20 protein-coding genes and 1 pseudogene are annotated in these 19252 nt (G+C 46.7%); 8 read left to right on the forward strand and 13 right to left on the reverse strand.

Features of this window, described 5'->3' with window-relative positions:
* Positions 1-170: 170 nt before the first annotated feature.
* Both C0Q44_RS17030 and C0Q44_RS17035 read left to right on the forward strand, forming a co-directional pair.
* Positions 171-515, forward strand: a complete 345-nt coding sequence (locus tag C0Q44_RS17030; protein WP_105408422.1) for a LacI family DNA-binding transcriptional regulator — start codon at positions 171-173, stop codon at positions 513-515.
* Complete coding sequence (locus C0Q44_RS17035) at positions 479-1231, forward strand: substrate-binding domain-containing protein (RefSeq protein WP_146113467.1); 753 nt, start codon at positions 479-481, stop codon at positions 1229-1231. The genes C0Q44_RS17030 and C0Q44_RS17035 overlap by 37 nt, the downstream gene beginning before the upstream one ends.
* Positions 1232-2036: 805 nt before the next feature.
* Here C0Q44_RS17035 and C0Q44_RS17040 read toward each other — a convergent pair.
* The 3 genes from C0Q44_RS17040 to C0Q44_RS17050 form a co-directional block, all read right to left on the reverse strand.
* Positions 2037-3659, reverse strand: coding sequence for a hypothetical protein (locus C0Q44_RS17040; protein ID WP_105408424.1), 1623 nt, complete (start codon positions 3657-3659; stop codon positions 2037-2039).
* The gene (locus C0Q44_RS17045) at positions 3640-4212 is read right to left on the reverse strand and encodes an RNA polymerase sigma factor (protein ID WP_105408535.1); all 573 of its coding nucleotides are present in this window, start codon (positions 4210-4212) and stop codon (positions 3640-3642) included. Before C0Q44_RS17045 ends, C0Q44_RS17040 begins: the two co-directional genes overlap by 20 nt.
* Positions 4213-4470: 258 nt before the next feature.
* The gene (locus C0Q44_RS17050; RefSeq protein ID WP_105408425.1) at positions 4471-4989 is read right to left on the reverse strand and encodes a mismatch-specific DNA-glycosylase; all 519 of its coding nucleotides are present in this window, start codon (positions 4987-4989) and stop codon (positions 4471-4473) included.
* Positions 4990-5182: 193 nt separating this feature from the next.
* On the opposite strand from C0Q44_RS17050, the gene C0Q44_RS17055 reads away from it, so the two are divergent.
* Positions 5183-6103 (forward strand): AEC family transporter, encoded by a 921-nt coding sequence (locus C0Q44_RS17055; protein ID WP_105408426.1) that lies wholly within the window; start codon positions 5183-5185, stop codon positions 6101-6103.
* 202 nt (positions 6104-6305) lie between these two features.
* On the opposite strand, the gene C0Q44_RS17060 is transcribed toward C0Q44_RS17055, so the two are convergent.
* On the reverse strand, positions 6306-6557 hold the full coding sequence (locus C0Q44_RS17060; protein WP_105408427.1) for an RNA-binding protein: 252 nt from the start codon (positions 6555-6557) through the stop codon (positions 6306-6308).
* 436 nt (positions 6558-6993) lie between these two features.
* On the opposite strand from C0Q44_RS17060, the gene C0Q44_RS17065 reads away from it, so the two are divergent.
* Positions 6994-7386: a RidA family protein gene (locus tag C0Q44_RS17065; RefSeq protein WP_105408428.1), complete on the forward strand. Its 393-nt coding sequence runs from the start codon at positions 6994-6996 to the stop codon at positions 7384-7386.
* 128 nt (positions 7387-7514) lie between these two features.
* Here the strand turns inward: C0Q44_RS17065 and C0Q44_RS17070 are convergent, their stop codons facing one another.
* Complete coding sequence (locus C0Q44_RS17070) at positions 7515-8150, reverse strand: copper amine oxidase N-terminal domain-containing protein (RefSeq protein WP_105408429.1); 636 nt, start codon at positions 8148-8150, stop codon at positions 7515-7517.
* Positions 8151-8269: 119 nt separating this feature from the next.
* Positions 8270-9088: a nucleotidyltransferase domain-containing protein gene (locus C0Q44_RS17075; protein ID WP_105408430.1), complete on the reverse strand. Its 819-nt coding sequence runs from the start codon at positions 9086-9088 to the stop codon at positions 8270-8272.
* Positions 9089-9305: 217 nt separating this feature from the next.
* Between C0Q44_RS17075 and C0Q44_RS17080 the strand changes: the two genes are divergently transcribed.
* On the forward strand, positions 9306-10661 hold the full coding sequence (locus tag C0Q44_RS17080) for a helix-turn-helix transcriptional regulator (RefSeq protein ID WP_105408431.1): 1356 nt from the start codon (positions 9306-9308) through the stop codon (positions 10659-10661).
* On the forward strand, positions 10609-11502 hold the full coding sequence (locus tag C0Q44_RS17085; protein WP_105408432.1) for a WYL domain-containing protein: 894 nt from the start codon (positions 10609-10611) through the stop codon (positions 11500-11502). The genes C0Q44_RS17080 and C0Q44_RS17085 overlap by 53 nt, the downstream gene beginning before the upstream one ends.
* 189 nt (positions 11503-11691) lie before the next feature.
* Here C0Q44_RS17085 and C0Q44_RS17090 read toward each other — a convergent pair whose 3' ends face one another.
* From C0Q44_RS17090 to C0Q44_RS17115, 6 genes and pseudogenes are all read right to left on the reverse strand, one after another.
* Positions 11692-12192, reverse strand: a complete 501-nt coding sequence (locus C0Q44_RS17090; RefSeq protein ID WP_105408433.1) for an LURP-one-related family protein — start codon at positions 12190-12192, stop codon at positions 11692-11694.
* A 98-nt stretch (positions 12193-12290) separates the two neighbouring features.
* Positions 12291-13031: a hypothetical protein gene (locus tag C0Q44_RS17095; RefSeq protein ID WP_105408434.1), complete on the reverse strand. Its 741-nt coding sequence runs from the start codon at positions 13029-13031 to the stop codon at positions 12291-12293.
* A complete protein-coding gene (locus C0Q44_RS17100) occupies positions 13028-13726 on the reverse strand; it encodes an ABC transporter ATP-binding protein (protein ID WP_105408435.1) in 699 nt (232 codons plus the stop codon). Before C0Q44_RS17100 ends, C0Q44_RS17095 begins: the two co-directional genes overlap by 4 nt.
* Positions 13719-14105 carry a GntR family transcriptional regulator gene (locus tag C0Q44_RS17105; protein ID WP_105408436.1) on the reverse strand — a complete coding sequence of 129 codons (387 nt, stop codon included), beginning with the start codon at positions 14103-14105 and terminating at the stop codon, positions 13719-13721. Before C0Q44_RS17105 ends, C0Q44_RS17100 begins: the two co-directional genes overlap by 8 nt.
* A gap of 207 nt (positions 14106-14312) precedes the next feature.
* Positions 14313-15178, reverse strand: a pseudogene (locus C0Q44_RS17110) (aldo/keto reductase).
* Positions 15179-15222: 44 nt separating this feature from the next.
* Complete coding sequence (locus tag C0Q44_RS17115; protein ID WP_105408437.1) at positions 15223-15780, reverse strand: STM3941 family protein; 558 nt, start codon at positions 15778-15780, stop codon at positions 15223-15225.
* Between the two features lie 337 nt (positions 15781-16117).
* Here C0Q44_RS17115 and C0Q44_RS31545 point away from each other — a divergent pair, with 337 nt between their 5' ends.
* Positions 16118-16690 carry a TolB family protein gene (locus C0Q44_RS31545; RefSeq protein ID WP_308737435.1) on the forward strand — a complete coding sequence of 191 codons (573 nt, stop codon included), beginning with the start codon at positions 16118-16120 and terminating at the stop codon, positions 16688-16690.
* 119 nt (positions 16691-16809) lie between these two features.
* Positions 16810-18135 carry a S9 family peptidase gene (locus C0Q44_RS17120; protein WP_308737436.1) on the forward strand — a complete coding sequence of 442 codons (1326 nt, stop codon included), beginning with the start codon at positions 16810-16812 and terminating at the stop codon, positions 18133-18135.
* A gap of 223 nt (positions 18136-18358) precedes the next feature.
* Here C0Q44_RS17120 and C0Q44_RS17125 read toward each other — a convergent pair whose 3' ends face one another.
* Positions 18359-19048 carry a stalk domain-containing protein gene (locus tag C0Q44_RS17125; protein WP_105408438.1) on the reverse strand — a complete coding sequence of 230 codons (690 nt, stop codon included), beginning with the start codon at positions 19046-19048 and terminating at the stop codon, positions 18359-18361.
* Positions 19049-19252: the final 204 nt, after the last annotated feature.

Here is a 19252-nt window from a genome sequence, read left to right on the forward strand (position 1 = left end):
TCTGCCCTCTCCGTTATCGTGTAAATGTTTAGTTCAACTTATATAGATTGGTTTAGATTGACCCTAACACTCTTACACCATTGTTATTTTTGTTATGATAAATTATAATAACATTATTATTTGTAAGTGTACTGTGTCAGAAGATGATCGTCAAATGAAGGAGTAATGATATGTCACGCAAAGTATCCATCCAAACGCTGGCTGACCAGCTCGGATTATCCAAATACGCAGTTTCCCGCGCACTCAGTGGCAAGACGGGCGTCAGTGAAGCAACACGCGCACGTGTGCTGGAACTGGCTCGGGCTCTGGGATATCGCCAAAGCACTCCAGGTGCTACCAACAGTCCTGTTGCCGCAAACCATGCAGATCCGTCCGAGCCCCCATTTGCCCTTATCTGTATGAATCAGCTTAATCGGGGCGAACCGCACTACTGGCAGCGTGTTCTGTCAGGTATGATATCCGCTTGTAATGAGCGCGGGTGGCATCATGCCATTGTCTCCCTTCTCTGGGGTTAACGGACGAGAACACTCCTCCCGAAAAAGCCATTGCCCCTCATCTGGACTGGGCACGCTGTGCAGGAATTATTGTCATGGGTGCTTTTCCCCATGCCGTTCTGCAACGACTCGCTCAGACCGGCCGGCCCATTATTTTGGTAGATCATCAGGAGCCGTTACTGAATTGTGATACGATCAGCCATGATAATCAGGAAGCTGGCATCACGGTTGCAAGATATTTAATGTCGATGGAATGTCGGCGAATCGGCCTGATTACGGATGATGGTCGAGCAGCCAGCTTCGCACAACGCAAGATCGGGATCGAGCTTGCTTTGAACCATTTCAATATAGATAGTAATCGCACAACCAGCTTCAGGGAGTTTAATATTTCCTATGAAAACGGTGAATGGCACAACCAATTGGCTACTACCATTCAGAACATGTCAGATCATGAGCGACCGGATGCCTGGATCGGAGTTAATGACGATATCGCCTTGCAGTGGATGCACAAATTGCAGGAGATGGGCATCTCCACGCCCAAAGATTGTCTTGTCATCGGTATCGATAATGTACACTCTGCGGTTACGTCCTCCCCGCCCCTGACCACAGTTAATCTGTGCAAAGAGGAGCTTGGGCATCGTGCCGTTGAAGCTTTACAACGCCGGATTGAACGCCCAGGAACACCGAAAGAGACGGTTATGTTATCGACTACGTTGATTCCAAGAGAATCGGCATAAGTGCCGTTGGACAACATCTCTTCTGAGAGACGAATTAAATAGATACCTGCTCTACCTGTCGAATCTAGTTCAAAAAGAAGAAGGGGCTGTCTCAAAATTCCTTAAAACGAATATGGGTGAAAAACAATAACACCAACGCATGAAAAAGGGACTAAGCAGATATTTAATCTGCCTTGTCCCTTATATGTTTGGTTGTTGAAATTTTCGGAATATCCACTTTTTATTTTGAGCTCGACAACGCACTCCAGCAGACGATTCGACCACTGTGGCTAACGAACTGAGGTGACGCTATTTGGTGTATTTCAGCCCATTTGAAAACGTAACGAACCTGAGACGCGTTATCTTGGCGGTTTAGGCGTGTAATCGTAGTTTATCGCGAATTTCGGATGAAATAGCGTCGCTGAGATTCGTTACGTTTCCCACCTCTCCAAAATCATCAAAATAAGGTGTGTGAGATTCTTTAGAAAATGGAATGCCTCTCTGCCTTCACACTATACGGCACAACAGTGAAGGGTAAAGACGTTCCACCTGAGCTGCCTTAGAGCCCTCTTCTCTTCTCTTCTCTTCTCTTCTCTTCTCTTCTCTTCTCTTCTCTTCTCTTCTCTTCCGAGCTAACTTATATCTATCTTCTTCCACTCAAGCATATGGAGGAAGCCTTTTGAGACAGCCACCTTTTTTAGTATGTGATACCTTATATCCTTATATTTATCCAGGCTTATAACTTGTGTTGTCCATACATATCGCATCCATCCAGACATCATTTCCTTCTTGCCCTAGAATCAGGACGAAGGACGAACATTGGCATTTATTTTAACCATGGCAAGGTTTGGTAAGATGGAAGGTCCACTTCCCAATTGACATTACGATACTCTCTATTAACTACCACACGTTTTAAGGTGAACTTCGTACCGTTTTCTTTGTAAAAACCACGAATCTTCAATTGCAGATCATCTTCAACGTATTCACCGTTATTATTAGGCTGATCCGGATGACCGATCACTTCAACAGGATACTCTTTTCCATCCGAATCTACTGCCACCCAGCGATCACCCATGAACGCATTTCGGAACGTCCCACTCCCCTTTAGAACTAGCGAATACCCTTTCTTTACATCAATCTTAGGAGGATCATACGATTCCATTACTGGCTCGTACTCAAAATCATAAAATAATATTTTATCTCCAAGCTGTTCAAACTCTACAAATGTATAAAAATTGGTGTCCTTACGCCTCTTATCCAAATCAACTTCCACTGATTTCTCTTCCTTCACCGGGAGGGTGTAACCATCCAGAACAAAGCGAATGTTCTTAGCATCTACCGTAACAAATGCAGGGTCCCATGTCTCCGACAACTTCAACGGCCCACCATTCCTTAAATCACTCAGATCTTGGAGTCGAAACTTGGCTTGACGGGTATCTAGTCTTATCCCATTGAAAATTCGATATTCATTTGTTTCAGGGATTTCAAGATGGTAGATGATGCTCATATAGTTCGCCCAATCCTCATTAACTTTGGCACGAAGTTCATCATCTAGACTCACATTCAGGTCAAGTCGGGTTCCGTTTGGGGTGCGTACAAGCTGGGTCATATCGAGCTTCAGCCCTTCTGGCGTCGTATATGTGTCATCCATATAATTTTCAACAGCCAATGATTTGGCTTTGGTCATATCAATATTGAATTGGAAACTCCAATCCACCTTAACTTCTTTATCTTCGTAGGATTTCTTCTCGTAATCATAATAACTGCCCACATTCAAATTACGCAGTTCACCCCGCACGACCAGCTGATCTGGAATTTCATCATGCAACTGGAATAACAATCGTTCGGTTACGGAACCCTTTGTTCTGGTATCCCTCGCAAGAGTGGCAACCTGGCTCCCCTCTTCATCCGTAACATGAATTCTCCCCATCTCAGACAGTAACCGTGATAACCCTAATCCATCAGGAGTTGTTTGTTGCATGGTCATTACAATATGAGATCGGTCTACCAGCACGTCTTCAATTTTAAGCGTGTAGCCCTGGTCATTGATATTGATATTCGGATTCACCACAAGTCCGAGAGGCTTGAGACGTTTGTAATCATCTGCAAAATAGGAATATTTCAATTCTTCCGGTACAGGTATGTTGGGCAGTGGCAGATGATCCACAGCATTTACTGCGGGTTGCGCTGGCTTTGCTGTACGGTCAAAAACAAACCAGGCCCCTCCCGCAAGAATCACAACTGCCGCTGCGGCGATTCCAGTCCGGCGCATCCAATGGGTTCTTATGGATTTTTTTACAAATGGATGCTCGTCTTCGCCACTTTCCATGCTCATATCATCTAGCTTCTGCATGACCTTCAGCGTAAAATCGGAATCTGGTTCCTCACGGTACAGGTGCTCCTCCCACATCCGATCTTCTTTCTTTTGATCATTTGAAATAGGCTTCATACGTAGCTAAACCTCCTTTGCGTTCCATTTGCTTCCTCAGCGTTTTTTTCCCGCGATACAGGGCGTTACGCACTTTGGTTGAACTCATGCCTGTAATATCCGCAATCTCTTCATAGCTCAACTCATTCGTGTATTTCAGTAATAACACCAGCCTGTACGCTTCAGGTAACTGTTCGAGCTGTCGATATATTTCACGCTGCATCTCTTTATGCAGCACACGTTTTTCCGGTGTTTCATTACTGACAGGTTCGATCCCCTGATCGACTGGAGACATCACGGGTTTCTTTTCCCGTATATGATCCCGCATCCGATTCACTGCAATGGTATACACCCAGGACGAGAAACTGCTCCCTTCCCGCCGCGCGGGTAGATTGCGATAGATACGAATAAACGTATCCTGAGCGAGATCCTGTGCATCTGGATGACTCGCGCCCATTCCGCGCATCATGCCGTAGACTTTATTTTTATATCGATCCACAAGCACGGAGAATAACTGCTTATCCCCTGCAATTATGCGCTGAATAAGCTCCTCCTCCGGTATCTGTTGAGTCATGTAATCCCCCTTCTCTACAGCTTCCATGCATGGTTCTGTACTATATAGACGGGAGCCGTTCCCGAAACCTCTCACTTTATCCAAAAAAAAGAATTCGCCCTCATCGGCGAAGCCGACTGGGTGAACTCTGCTTACCAACATATGGTGATCGCCATTGCATATTCTCAACAGGTTTCGTAATGATTTTTTCAGCAACCCGAACCATACATTCCGTCGTAGCCTCTTCCTGCTGCCTCTTATTTCCCCTATCTTTCTTGCCTATTCATCTTCTCCATTCTTCTCCGTAACAAAATCAGCAAGCTGTGAATAGATCGCCACAATCTCATCCATCGACATGCGCACGAGTCCACTGGACGACGGAGCGACGAACTCCTGAATTTCCTTGACGACCGGGTCGTCTTGAAATCCCCATTGCACTTTGGCGCGCTTGCTGTACTGGGTGTACACTCCTTTTCCGACAAAGCAGGCGATGTCCGGTCGGTAGTCCTCCAGCTTTTTCCGTAAAATCTGGCGTCCTTCTGCGTACTCTTCCTTCGTAATATCTTCCATACCTCTAGTTGGCCTTGCCACAATATTAGTAAATCCGTACCCCAGCTTCAGCAACTCCCCATCCTCCTGTGCATCGTATAAACGCGGGGTTAACCCCGACCGTTCAAGGATGCGCCAGAAACGATTGCCCTTGTAGGCATAGTGGTGTCCGGTTTCACCTGACGTGATACTCGGATTAAATCCGATAAATAGAATGGATAAACCCACATCCAGATGATCTGGAATCATGATGCATAACCTCCTATCTTTTTTGACCGATTCACGCTTTCAACTGTGTCAGCATTTTTCATAATTCGAATATAATCGTTCCCGGGAAAGTCACTCTTTGGATTTATGCAAGATGCTCGCCTATAAAATGATATAATGAGCGAAGTGTTTTCCATACAGGATTGAAATTTTCATGAAAAAGGAAGCTGAACTAATGATTGCAGACATCATGCTAGAAGTCGTCCTGCCCGTCTTTCTCCTGATCGCCGTCGGGTCCTGGATGCAAAAGGTGTTCAAGCTGGACTTGTACACACTCGCCAAAATCAACTTCTATTGTATTACCCCCGCAGCCGTCTTTATGAGCATGTATCACTCGGATATGTCAGGCGAACTGCTCGGAACTGTGACATTATTTTACGCGATATATGTATTCATTCTCTATATTGTGGGTTCAATAGTTACCCGCTCGCTTCGGATGAATAAAGGCATGAAAGCGGCCTTCAACAACAGCATTATGCTAGATAACGCAGGCAACTATGGTCTGCCCATCAATGCACTGGTATTCCGCGGCGATCCACTGGCCTCATCCATTCAGGCACTGGTCATGTCTTTACAGGCGTTGCTGACATTCACCTATGGTGTGCTGTCCATTCAGGGTGCCAAGCTCAAGGGAAATTATCGTGCGGTCATTATCGGATTCCTAAAAATGCCGGTGCCATACGCGCTCCTGCTGGGCATTCTGTTCCAAGCCTGGAAGGTGCCCTTGCCTACGTTCCTGTCCATGCCGCTGACTTATGCGCAGCAAAGTATGGTTGCTGTGGCGTTGCTGACACTCGGTGCTCAAATTGTGAAATATCCCATCCGGCTGTACCGTCTTGATGTGTATATTAGCACATTTTTGCGTCTTTTGATCGGCCCCGCCATCGGGATTTCGATTGTGCTCATGTTAGGGCTGGAAGGCATCGCTGCACAGGCACTCATTATCGCTTCAGGTATGCCTACCGGTGTCAACGCATCTATCCTGGCGGAAGAATACGATAACGAACCCGATTTTGCAGCCCAGACGGTGCTAATTTCAACGCTCTTGAACATCATTACGATTACGGCACTGATCTCTTATGCCAAAACGTTCTGAAATTTAGATATGTAACGAATATACACATCATTCTTGGAAAGACCTGTCTTCAGCAGAAGCAGCAACTATTCTTCACAGGTTATATCTCGATCTAAAAGCAGATGGTACGCTTAAAAAAATTCAAGCAAATAGAACGTAAAAAAACACTCTGTATCCAGTCTACAACATGGGATACAGAGTGTTTTAGTTTATCGCGTGTATACTATGATTCAAACGTCGTTCGTTCCGGGAACTTGCCGCCTTCCCTGAATAAACATCGTACCAGTCGCTGCGCGGCTCGGTTAAAGAAAAAACTCGGACTTACCCCATCCACCTGAACAGGTTCCAGTTCCCTCACACTTTCCTTAATCTTATTCATCTCTATGAGCCCCATCTTTCGCTCATTCGGTCCGAATCGATAAATAACCTTCTCATCGTCTTCCGTCTGTTTTACCAGCAGAATCAAGGATGCCATACAGGTTACCCCCTATCGTTACGTTATGAGATTCCATTAATCACTTGCCTATTATAATTATTACCCAGATTCTAGTGGAAGGATATAGGACTTAAGTTAGTTATACCGAAGTTAAACATCCTGATTTAAAGATTCTCTCAAGTGAGTCGTTAGGCTCACAAACACCGTGTTCACGCTATCCTTCTGGATACCACTATCATGAAAGTGCGTACTGCCCAAGTCGTTTTTCTCCGTTTATACTAGGGCGTGTCTGAAAACTCCGAAGGAAGCAGATTTTGCCGAATTTTCGTTCCAAGCAAGGAAGTTTTTCGCAGGCGTGCCGGGGCACGTCAAGGGAAAGTGACGCAGGAGGGGGCGAAAAGGCAGTAAAAGATGCACTTCAGCGAGTTTTGAGACACGTCCTCACTCTATACTGAATTGCAAAGGAGAGAAACATATGTCAACAGCTCAAATCTATAGCCACGGTGTCCCGTGGGAAGAAGCATTCAGCGTTGCTCAGGGATACAGCGTTAACGGTACGATCTACATTGCAGGACAATTTTCGCATGATATGCAGGGGACGTTTATTGGGGTGGATGATATTGAAGCACAAGTGCGTCAGACACTCGATAACCTGGATCGCGTGCTCGCCGGATTCAATGTCACCAAGTCGAATATTGCTGAACTGGAGATTTTTCTGGTTCACCCGCAGGAGCATCTTGAGTCATGTGTGGCCGTGTACAAAGAGTACATTGGTACGCATCGTCCGGCGGTCACAATGGTCGGCACATCGGGACTGGCCTTCCCTCATCAACTCATTGAGATTCGCGCCGTTGCACATACGAACTGATCCGAGTTACCTCAAACGTCCCAGCACCAAGCAAAACGCCTAATAAGTTACTCACTTTAACGAAGTCCGTCACAAAACAGAAGCAGGTTAGGATTCGATCCAACCTGCTTCTGTATGATTTCTTATTTTTATTCTTTCACTTTCACTGTCAACGTATTGCCGGACGAGGTGAGAGAAGCCCCAAGCCCTTCTACCAAAACTCTGAGCGGAATGTACGTTGTACCCTTAATTTCTTTGGGAGCGGCCTGTAAATGGACATCTTTCCCGTTCACCTTCACCTTTTTGCTGCCCAAGGTAAAGATTAGCTTGTACTTATCTTTGGTAACGGTAATAGTTTGGGCCTTGCTGTCCCAAAACGTTTTGGCTTTCATCGCTTTAGCCACCTCACGCAGGGGTACAAGATTCGTGTTATTCATTACAATCGGAGATTCGGTGAAAATAACCTTGGAACCATTCACCTTTACCTGAACAGAAGACTTGATATATTCTGGTTTGGGAGTGGCTTTCTTTTGGGTTGCAGTTGAAGAAGATTTGTTACTTTTCTTAGTACTTCCCGAACTGGATGAACTTGAAGATGAAGACTTGGAACTTGAAGAGGAACCTCCGTTATGATAGTGATATTCCCCTTGTTTCAACCCCCACTTTGCACAGTTGGTACGACAGGTGTGTCCTCCACTCGCATCTGTTCTTCCCGGGTGAGCAGACGCAACGGTTGCAAAAATCATGAAAATGACAAGTAAACTGCTCATTACTTTGATGCGCATATAGATAACCTCCAGCAATTAGTATGGCCAGAGTATCATACCATAATTACCCATACAATATAGGTGGATACTTAAAATTATTTTCACTTAACAATTTACAAACGCGGGTCTATCTTCACCTATTTCAGTAGAAGCGTACCAGTACCCGCCCATACCTCTTGCAAAGCCAAACGAAAGATACGGTCCAATTCCTCCACCTCAACAGCATCCTCATTCGTCATCTGGGCGGCCAGTTGTTCTACATGCTCAATCGTCTCCGCCAAAAATGTCTGTATCGCAGGCAGCTGCGGCTCCAGATCCAGTTCCTCGCCCGCCTTTTTCCGGCGCAACAATTCATGAATCTCCGTATAAAGTGGTGCATTCACAGGCACAAGTTCCTGGACCAATTCCTCAAATGCCATCGGCGGCATCGTATCATAACGTTCGATCCAGCCGCAGGCCAGTAACGGACGCAGCACATAGAAATACTTCTTGATCTTCACTTGCTCACCTTGCAGATAATCCCGAAAATTACCCTTCGCCATATTGAGATAATGATACATGCAGGACTTCGGCGAGAACGTAAGCGGCGATAGTGCCCGAATATGTTCTGCCACGCTATACGGCTCATCATACTGGATGGGGGATTGCAACCATTCCAGCAGCGGCGGGTTTGATTTGCGAAACAGCTTCAGTGCCTTGCGCAGATCCCAACCGTTGATGTCGAGCTGATCACTGATCGGACGTTCGATAACATCCCTTCGATCCTCAATCGACAAGTACCATTCCAAAGGTCTTACATATAAGAAACGCACATCATAATCACTATCCTGTGAAGGAAACCCCCACGCCCGGCTGCCCGATTCACAGGCATAGATGATCCGCACCTGCTCCTCCTGTTCAATCTGCTTCAGCTGCTGTCTGATCGTATCCCTCATATCTTCATGAACATAAGTCATGTCCGCTCTCCTCCTTCAAAAAACAATCCATATCTCTTATTATGCCTCTCAAATGACCTGCACGAACACGGTAAAAGTATGACGACCTTGCTAATCATAAGTTTAAAATGAAACCAGCTTCTCATCCTGATACAATACAGGGATACGAGAAGTACGAAAGAGCGAATGATATCGCTCACCATTCGCCTGACTCCAGGCCACCAAGGAGTGAATATGTATGGCAAGAGAGAGTTTTGACAAAGAAATTCAGTTTCTGCGTATGTTATCGCTGACAAGCGGTGCATATAATCGCAAACAGTATGCTGAGCGCCTTGGCATATCCGTACATACCTTTGACAAAACCCAGCGCCGATTAAAAGAAATCATGCAGACTGTCGCTGACCAGCGACTCGGTGCAGAAGCAAGCCGGGAGATGGCTGACCTTGTTCGTTTTCAGTACGGAGAATCCGCTGAACCCATGCTGCTCTTCCTCTACCGCGCCAAGTCGATGAAAGAGACTGAAGTCCAGCGACTTTCCGTCCTTTTGAAAATTTTACAAGATAACGCCGCCACCGCAATGGAACTGCTAGACGCCTGTTGTGCCGATCTGCCAGAAGAGCTGGCATTGCCTGACGAGAAGACCATTCGCTCGGATCTGAAGTATCTGGAAGAAGTCGGCGTTATTCGTAAGGAGCCGGGTGGCAGACCCTATCGGTATGCCTTGCAACAAGATATGCTTACCAAATTAACGGTAGAAGAACAGCTGGAGTTGTATGATTTTGTAGATATCATGGCGAACACTCAGGTTCCATCCGTACAGGGGTATTTATTGCGGGATAGTCTGAAGAAGGCTATTACAGCGAACTTTCCACAGGAAGAGGCTACCGAACCTTATATCTATAAGTATCACTATTATTCTCGCATCCTGGACGAAGCTCACCTGTACACCCTGCTTGGTGCAATTCGCCAGCGCAAACGTGTGCAATTTCTGTACTTCTCACCGAAAAAACCATCCAGCTATAGCTCACAGAATACAAATCCACGATTCGAGCGCGAAGCCAGTGGACAATCCAACCGGATCGTTCCGCTCGAAGTGATCTATGACCATCAGTATGGTCGCTGGTATGTCATTGGATATCAGGGTCGCCGCGGATATGTGAAGTTCCGCATGGAAGGTATAACACAACTGGAAGAACAGGATTCAGTGGAAGAGGAATACATGCTTGAATTGAAGCAACAGTGGACCGAAATCAGTCGCTACAGTTGGCTGGTGGATACAGGGAATACCATGACGGTTCAAGCCCGCTTTTTCCATCCCGGGCATGGTCAGCGCAACTTCATTCTGGATCGGGTTCGTCTACAAGGCCAATGGGGAACGATTACACCCGAAACGGACCACACCTTTCTATATGAGATTCAAGTGAACGGCATCACCGAGATCAAACCATGGCTAAGGAGTTTTGGCTCAAGCTGCGAGGTTATTGCACCCCTTAGGCTGCGTCAGGAAATGATCAAGGAATGGAAGGAGATTGCGGCGTATTATGAACCTGTTCGAGAAGATGTTCAACTACCAGATGATGACGAGGCTGAATGAGACCGGACTGTTCACCTGGACCTCACAGGAACGGGCCTGGCTTCGTATGATGCTGCATCACCCCGCTGCACGAGAAGCGCTGAGCCCGGTTACGCTGGACAAAATGCACCATATGCTCGATGGGGAACATGACCTGAACCTGCAGGATTACCTGACAGAAAAAGCCAAGAGTGAAGAAAACAGTGTTTCTCATCCACTACTTCAACCGTTACGGCAGATCATTCTGCACCATCAGGGATTTCGACTAACGGGTCGCGTCCGCAATGGACGCACGAGCCAAGACCAATTCGGCTTCCCGTACAAACTGGAATATTCCATGGTCAAAAAAGAATGGTACGTGCTCTGGTACGCCCCTCGCTTCGACAAACTCATGTCCACCAAGCTGCACAGCATCGTTACGGCGGAAGCCCAGCATGTCGAACCGGAGAGCGCTTCGGTGTACACTGCCAACATTGCTGCGTTGACCGAGAAGCGCAAGACGACCGTCACCATCGAGGTACTGCCCGAATTCAATCAGGAGCTGTCACGAATTCTGTATGCCTTCTCCTGCTTCGAGAAACAAGTCGAGTATATAGAGGATCAGCAAATGTACAGAATTGAGCTGACCGTTCCACGGAATGAGATCGATTACGTCTTATCCAAAATGCGTTTTCTGGGCAAACGGGTTCGGATTGCTGACCATGCCGTTCTCCAACAGCGCATGTCCGAGACTGCCGCCAAAGTATTGGCACGTTACGCTGAATCTGAACCCGACCGAAATATCGAACACCCATTGGGAGGCCGGCACCTCCAGCATGAGGAAGAACCTCATGCTAAGGCTGATGGTCAAGATTTGGCATGAGGTTGCATTCTTATTCATTAAGCAAAAGCAAACCTGTAACCCAGCAAAAAAGGGTTGTCTCCAAAGGCTTCCTCCATAGGCCTAAACATGAAAATAGCGCGTCTCCGATTCGTTACATTTTCAAATGGACTGAAATGCACCCAATCGTTTTTTGAAGGGCTTTCGAGACAGCCCCCTTTTGTTATATCTCTACGTACTGCTACTGCCGGCAGCCGAATTCCGTCTTTTATTAATCGCATGTACGCCCATAACGACCGCAATTAATTCATACGTATCCAGCTGTTCCGACTGGTTGTCTAATACAAATGCGGCTGTACTAAACCAGCCACTGGTACGACGGAAACTGGCTACGATGCGGCCACTACTGCCGGTTATATCATATTCCTGTGAAAATGCTGGAGCAGACACCTCATACGTCCCGCGTGATCCTGCGTCATATTCATATTTCTTGCTGAAGAAACTGAATCTCGCCCGCAATACACCCAGATGTCTCCCATCTGCTGAAGTGATATCCCAACGATTGGTTAACATGCGGAATTTGCCGCTGCAGACCAATCCCGCGTGATCCGATACATCGAGCGAAGCTCCAAAAACACTTTTCAAATCCAGATGTCCGGCCTGTTCTTGATTCGGATTCATAATTTCGGTATAACCTGCATTGAAAAAGTTATCCCTGAAGTAAAGTTCCATAACGATCTCTCCTTTCACTCACATTTCAGTATATAAAAAAAGACGAGCAACTCTCGTCGCCCGTGTCATTTTATCCCGATATATTCATAACGTGTTCATTATACTTCAACTTTTTTGTTATTCAGGTAAATGGTAGCCCACACCAGTATGACTGCCACGATCAATTCAAATATAATGCTTCCAAACATGCCATCCGACCATATCAAGCCATTGGCCGTAATTGAAATTCCTGTACTTTCTTCTGTGTATTGAAACAACTCATTCGGATTAAAACGTCCAGCCAAGACAATATTTTCGAGCCAACTAATCAGATTGACCAGGACAAGAAATGCAACAATTCCGATCCACGGCCCTGTTTTCCAGCGGAAGCTGCCTGCAATACTAATGGATAGAAAGATGATAAAGAGACTGAATAAGATAATCCAAGCCAAAAACAGCAACAGTGAGATCATATCCGATACTTGCATACCTGAAAGATTGATATAGGTGGATAGGTCTATCCCAAGCTTCATGGTAGTGTAGAGGTAAACGTGTATGCTACCTATAATCAACAACCCCAATCCGCAAAGGGCTCCAAAGATTAATGGAGACAACACATGTGACAGACCCGTTACGGGTAATAGGCGGCGATTATACGAGCGAATATTGGACGTGTAGGTTTTAATCATTTTCACATAGATCGCCACACCTGCTCCAATATATACCATAATGCCAAGTATATTCCCTGTGACTCCAGACAGGAACAGGGTCTGCCCAATCTGAGCGATAATCAATATGACTAGCCCGGCGAGCAGTGTATTCCAGTTCTTTCTAAAGTCATACTTCAACAATGTCATCATTCCGCATAGACCTCCTTGAACATCTCATCCACACTTTTTCCATACTTCAGACGGAGCGTTTCCACTTCTTCACGCATCACCAGTTCGCCCTCGCGAATAAAGACCACTTCATCAAAAATCCGTTCAATGTCATTCACAAGATGTGTGGAGATGACCAAACTGCTGTCCTCATCATAGAATCTGACGATCGCGTCCAGAATCTTGCCTCGCGCAACCGGATCTACTCCGCCAATAGGTTCATCCAGCAGATATAGACGAGCTTTGCGAGAAAGGGCCAGTGTTAGTTGTAGTCGTTCATTCATGCCTTTCGACAGATGCCGTACCCGATCACTCTCGACAAGGTTCATGAAATCCAGCATCTCCCGCGCCTTCTCTTCATCAAAATCAGCATAAAAATCACGATAGTATGCAATCGCATCTCGTACTTTCATCCAATTCTCCGTCAACGGACGATCCGGCATAAAGGATACAAGCGACTTCGTCTCCAATCCGACAGGCTTACCGGTGACCTGAATCGTTCCACTGCTGGGATGTAACAAACCTGCAACCAGCTTCATCAAGGTACTCTTTCCGCTACCATTGCTCCCCAGCAGACCTACGATTCGGCCTGGAGCGATATCCAGTGTAATATTGCTTAATGCTTTCTTGTTACCATATATTTTGTTCACCTGATTCAGTTCAAGGATATTACTCATGCGTTGTTCCTCCCTTTCCTTCCGCAACGGCATCGGCCACGATCGATAAGATATCCTGCTCTTCGATCCCCAGTTCCTTCATTCCGGTCAGAAAACGTTCCAGTAATTCACCGGCCATTTCTTTTTTGATCGTCATAATCTTCCGCTCCTCACTGGTCACGTATCTGCCCAAGCCCCGTTTGGTTTCGACCACTTCTTCCCGCTCAAGCTCCTGAAATGTCCGTTGTACTGTATTTGGATTGATCTGCAATTCAGCGGCCAATTCTCGAACCGAAGGAATCTTGTCGCCTGCCTTTAGTGTTCCGGTCACAATCTGTCTCTTGATGTACTGCATAATCTGCAGATAGATCGGTAAGTTATTATCAAATTCCATAGTCACAAAGCGCTCACTCCTCTCTGTATTGGTGTGTTAGTTACATAGTACACTAGTGATTTGGTATTGTAAAGCCCATTTATTTAATATTTTCATAACGGATGGGGAAATAGAAAAGGGAACGGGAATGAGGATATGGATACCACGGCAAAAAGAGCAGATCATGAAGATCTGCTCTTTTTGCCGTGGTATCCTCATCTATTCATCCGGTGGTTATACGATATCCAAAGGTACTTTGCCTTCTGGTGCAGGAAAAGCCTCACTCAACCGGGTCAACTCGTCTTGTGTCAAGACGATGCTCAACGCCGCCGCATTATCTGCCACATGATGTAGCTGCACTGCTTTGGGAATCGCCAGTACATCTCCATCCCTGATCACCCAAGCCAGCGCAATCTGTGAAGTAGTTACCCCTCGATCCTGTGCAATTTCACGAATGACCGGGTGCTCCAACAATTCACCGCGAAGTGTGCCACCTTGAGCCAGCGGACAATAAGCCATGATCGGAACACGCCGTTCACGCATCCAGGGGAGCAGATCTCGTTCAATGCCACGAGAAGCCGCATGGTATAGCACCTGATTGACCATACAGTGAGAGCCATCCGGCAAACTCCATAACTCCCTCATATCCCCTGTATCCAGATTTGATACACCCCAGCGCAGAATTTTACCGGACTGCTTCAGTTGCTCCAGAGCCTGAACCGTCTCTTCGAGCGGGACTCCCCCACGCCAATGGAGCAAATACAGATCCAGGCGATCGGTGCCGAGACGCGCGAGACTGCGATCACAGGCGTTAATCATCTGCTTGCGATCCGCATGATGGGGGTACACTTTAGACACGAGAAATACATCATCACGATATCCCGCGATCGCTTTTCCCGTAACCTCTTCTGCTCCACCTTCTGCATACATCTCAGCTGTATCAATAACGTTCATCCCCGTTCAATTCCGAAACGAAGTGCCCGTACTTCTTCTTCCCGGCTGGATGGATTCTCACCCAAGTTCCATGTGCCCTGCCCAATCGCAGGCAACAACGTTCCATCCGGAAGTTCAATCGTTCGTGCTTGATCACCATGCTTCATCTGTATTCCTCCATTCTGAAGAATCTATTTCCGTTGTGACCTCTCTATCTACGACTTAACGAAGGATGAACCAGGCTATCATTCTCATGTCTCCAGTGGCACACCATCATGATATACAATTGGTCCAACGGCAATGTGAGGCTGCTCTGGGCAATACTAAGGGTCGCATCGACCATATTGCTGTTCACCGTCATCAGCTTGCGCTTCATTCCGTTCTGGCGATCCAGGAAGGCCTTCTCGTCCCGCATTTTGATCCCAATCATTTTCTGACCCATGAGTTCATACATAAAAATTTTCTCAACATCTTTCCAGGCCACTGCACCACCCGCCGTGTAGGAAGATGAATCGACAAACCCTCGTTCATTGATTACGAATGAGGGTTCCTTCTTAATCATCTTGACCAGACTGTAGCAGAAACATAGCCCAAAAAACAGAATGGAAAGCAGTCCAATCACCTCCGAAATGATAGACCCGTTCGCCCCTGATGACCCATCAATAATCAAAAAAAATCCGGTTGCCACAAAAAGTGCCGCCCCTGCTGTAAGCCACGCCATTCGTTTCCGGTTCGGATATTCTACATGCTGCTCATAGGATACGCTCAACGTGACGTTCCTCCTTCATTACGACTGAATATAAGTGTTATATATAAACGAAGTTCAATGAATCAACTAATCTGTGTTCCCAACAGGAATTGCATTGTACATTAAACCAAATGAACGTGCATTAAACATGATATTCATACCATTTTTCGTCTTTTCCGAGTTTATTCAACATTAGGATTCGTCATCCTTTGAGCAAATCCTTTTTCATTTCCCATACAATCATAAAAAGTCCTAAGCCTACATTCAGTACGATATTGTCCTGTCCTTCGCTTTCCGTTAGTATAAATGGAAAGGTTAGGAAATTAACCGATTCTGAATCAGGGTGGGAGGATACACAATGAACAGTCTACGCGGCATAACATCGGAAGATCTGTATCAGATTACATGGGTTAATGATCCAACTCCGTCTCCTCAAGATGGACAGCTGGTATACGTAAGCCGGCAAACGAATGAAGCACGTGACGGTTATTGTTCTCACCTGAGACTACTGCATCTGGGGAGTCAAAAGGACAGGCCCTTCACCTTTGGGGACAAGGATCATTCCCCGGCCTGGTCGCCGGATGGATCTCAGCTTGCCTTTATACGAGAGGTTGATAGGAAATCGCAAGTGTGGCTAATCCCTTCGGATGGCGGAGAAGCACAGCAGATTAGTCACCTGGAACATGGAGTCAGTTCCCTGCTGTGGTCACCCGACGGCCGGACCATACTTGTGAAGTCATCCGTGGATATGACAAACCAAGAAGAATCGCATTCTACGAATTCCAAACCGGATACAACGGATGACAACAAACTGCCCCAAGAACTCGTTGTAAACCGGATTCGCATGAAATCAGATGGCAGCGGGCTATGGGATGGAAAACGTACTCATCTTTTTGCAATTGTGCCCCTGAGCGCTGAAGCCACCCTGTAACTACAGGTCATTACGATGTTGGAGATTACGCCTGGTCGCCGGATGGGACATCCATCGTATGGATTGCCCAACCGCCCGAAGAAGGTAAAGAACATAACGATTATACGCTGACCAACCATGTGTATCGTGCCAAGGCAGACGGATCGGATGTGCAGCAACTGACCCCGGAAGGATATACGTTCAGCAGACTGAGCTTCGCACCGGATGGAAAATCCTTGGCACTGCTCGCCAGTGACCGTTCCTATGGAAATGCCACGCTTGTGAAGTTGTATACCCTTCCGATATCAGGTGGTAAACTCGTATGTCTGAGCACAGATTGGGACGTACAGTTGAATCACAGCATTGTCGGCGACATGCGATCACATCTGACAACCACGGGGCCTGTATTCAGTCGGGATGGTTCATCCATCCTCTGTCTTGCCACCATTCATGGCAGCGTACGCGTTGCGAGATTTGCAAGAGACGGCAGCAGTGCCGATTATATACTGCCTGACGAGCAGGAGATTTATCAATTTGCCGAGCTGGAGAATGGGCAGTTCGTTGCTGCTGTAGCCGATACGCAAAGTCCTGGTGATCTTTATCTGTATGAACAGCCAGAAGATACCGACGCAGAACCGATTCAACTCACCCGCAGCAACCCACAGTTGGAGGATGAGATCCACCTCAGCACACCGGAAACCTTCTGGTTCGATTCCTCGGATGGATTACGCTTGCAAGGATGGATATTGAAACCTCACGGTATGGTGGATGGGGTCAAAATCCCGACCATTCTTGAGATTCACGGTGGACCGCATATGATGTATGGCTTTACATTTATGCATGAGTTTCAGATCCTCGCGGCCCAGGGCTACGCCGTCGTGTATATTAATCCACGCGGGGGGCTCGGGTATGGACAGCAATTCGTCAATGCCTGTCGCGAGGACTACGGTGGTGGGGACTATCGTGACCTCATGGAAAGCGTGGATTACGCCCTGTCTCAATATACGTTTATTGATGAATCCAGGCTGGGCGTAACCGGCGGCAGTTATGGAGGCTTCATGACCAACTGGATTGTGGGACACACCAATCGTTTCAAGGCTGCTGTTACCCAGCGTTCCATCTCCAATTGGCTATCGTTCTACGGCGTAAGTGACATTGGATATTTCTTCACGGAAGATCAGATTGGCGGCAATGCGTGGGACGACACCGAAAAACTGTGGAAGCACTCCCCACTCGCGTATGTAGGCAACGTCAACACACCACTGCTTATTTTGCATGGCGAACAGGACTTGCGGTGTCCAATGGAACAGGCCGAGCAATTATACGTCGCCCTGAAACGTCGCAAACAGACGACTCGGCTCGTTCGTTTCCCGGGAGCCAACCATGAGTTGTCCCGTGGAGGTCACCCTCACTTGAGGGTACGCCGTCTGGAGCATATCGCCGGATGGTTTAACGAGTACCTGTAACGGAATTTTATTTCATATCTATTAAATATGTAAGAATTCTCCCTATACATGATGTCTGAATAGAACACGGGTATAGATTAACAATTAAAAGCCGTCCATTGAAATGAGTATCCATTCCATGGGCGGCTTTTGCTGTTTACCTTTTATACAATACAAGATTACGGTTATACAATTCCTTGTGATTTCAATCGGGATGGATATGGAAAACTGTTGTTATTCCCGCTTACTCTTCTCCCCACACCACAGTGATTTCGTTCAGATCCTTGTTACTTGTGGAAACAGAACCCGTGATGGTTACAGCATACTTCCCGTCTTCACGACCCACGATGCTGAAGCCATCTGCCTGAATATCCTGAGTGTTCTGGCTCAGGTTTTTGGTCTGGTAATAGTCTTTGTAGGACGTTCCAACCGTTAACAACGTTTCTTTCGTTGTGTACGTGAGAACGACCTTTTTGTTACCATCTACTGTACTCTCAATGAGACTTGTCGCCTTCGCATCCTTAGGTAATGGGAAATCCACTGGCAGAACCTTGGACTTTACGCCTTCAGCCTGTGTGTTCGTACCGGTTGACGGCGATGTCGAACCACTGTTGCCCATGGATGTAGACCCACCGGATGAACTTGAGGAACCGATGCTCACTTTATTATTTCTAGCATCATACTTCACTTCGGTCTTCAAAGCATCTGCAATCGACCGCACTGGTAAATATGTACTGCCTTGATACGTGATAGGTGCAAGCTTCTTGCCCTGGTCACCTGTCGGTGTGAATTTCTGCCCGTTCACTTCGATGCCAAGTCCATGGTTCAGATACGCCTTGATCGTCTCCAGTTGTGTGCCTGCATACACACCGGCCGAACCTGTGAACACCATGCCGAATACACCCGCAGTTATCAACCACTTTTTGCTTTTCATTCTAATACGCCTCCTGAATTCAAATGTAAGCATGCAAAGCTTGTTCGGGGACGAGCTTCTTCTGATAACCGCCCGTTGTTCCACCAAATGTTAGAAATATAATAGCATCTGACCAGAGGTTGTATACGATATGTGAACAAAACAGGACCAAGGGCGTACAAAAATAGTCTTTATCGTATGTCCACGGTTCTCTAGCTCGTTACG

The sequence above is a fragment of the Paenibacillus sp. PCH8 genome, assembly GCF_002968835.1.
Taxonomy (GTDB): Bacteria; Bacillota; Bacilli; order Paenibacillales; family Paenibacillaceae; genus Paenibacillus.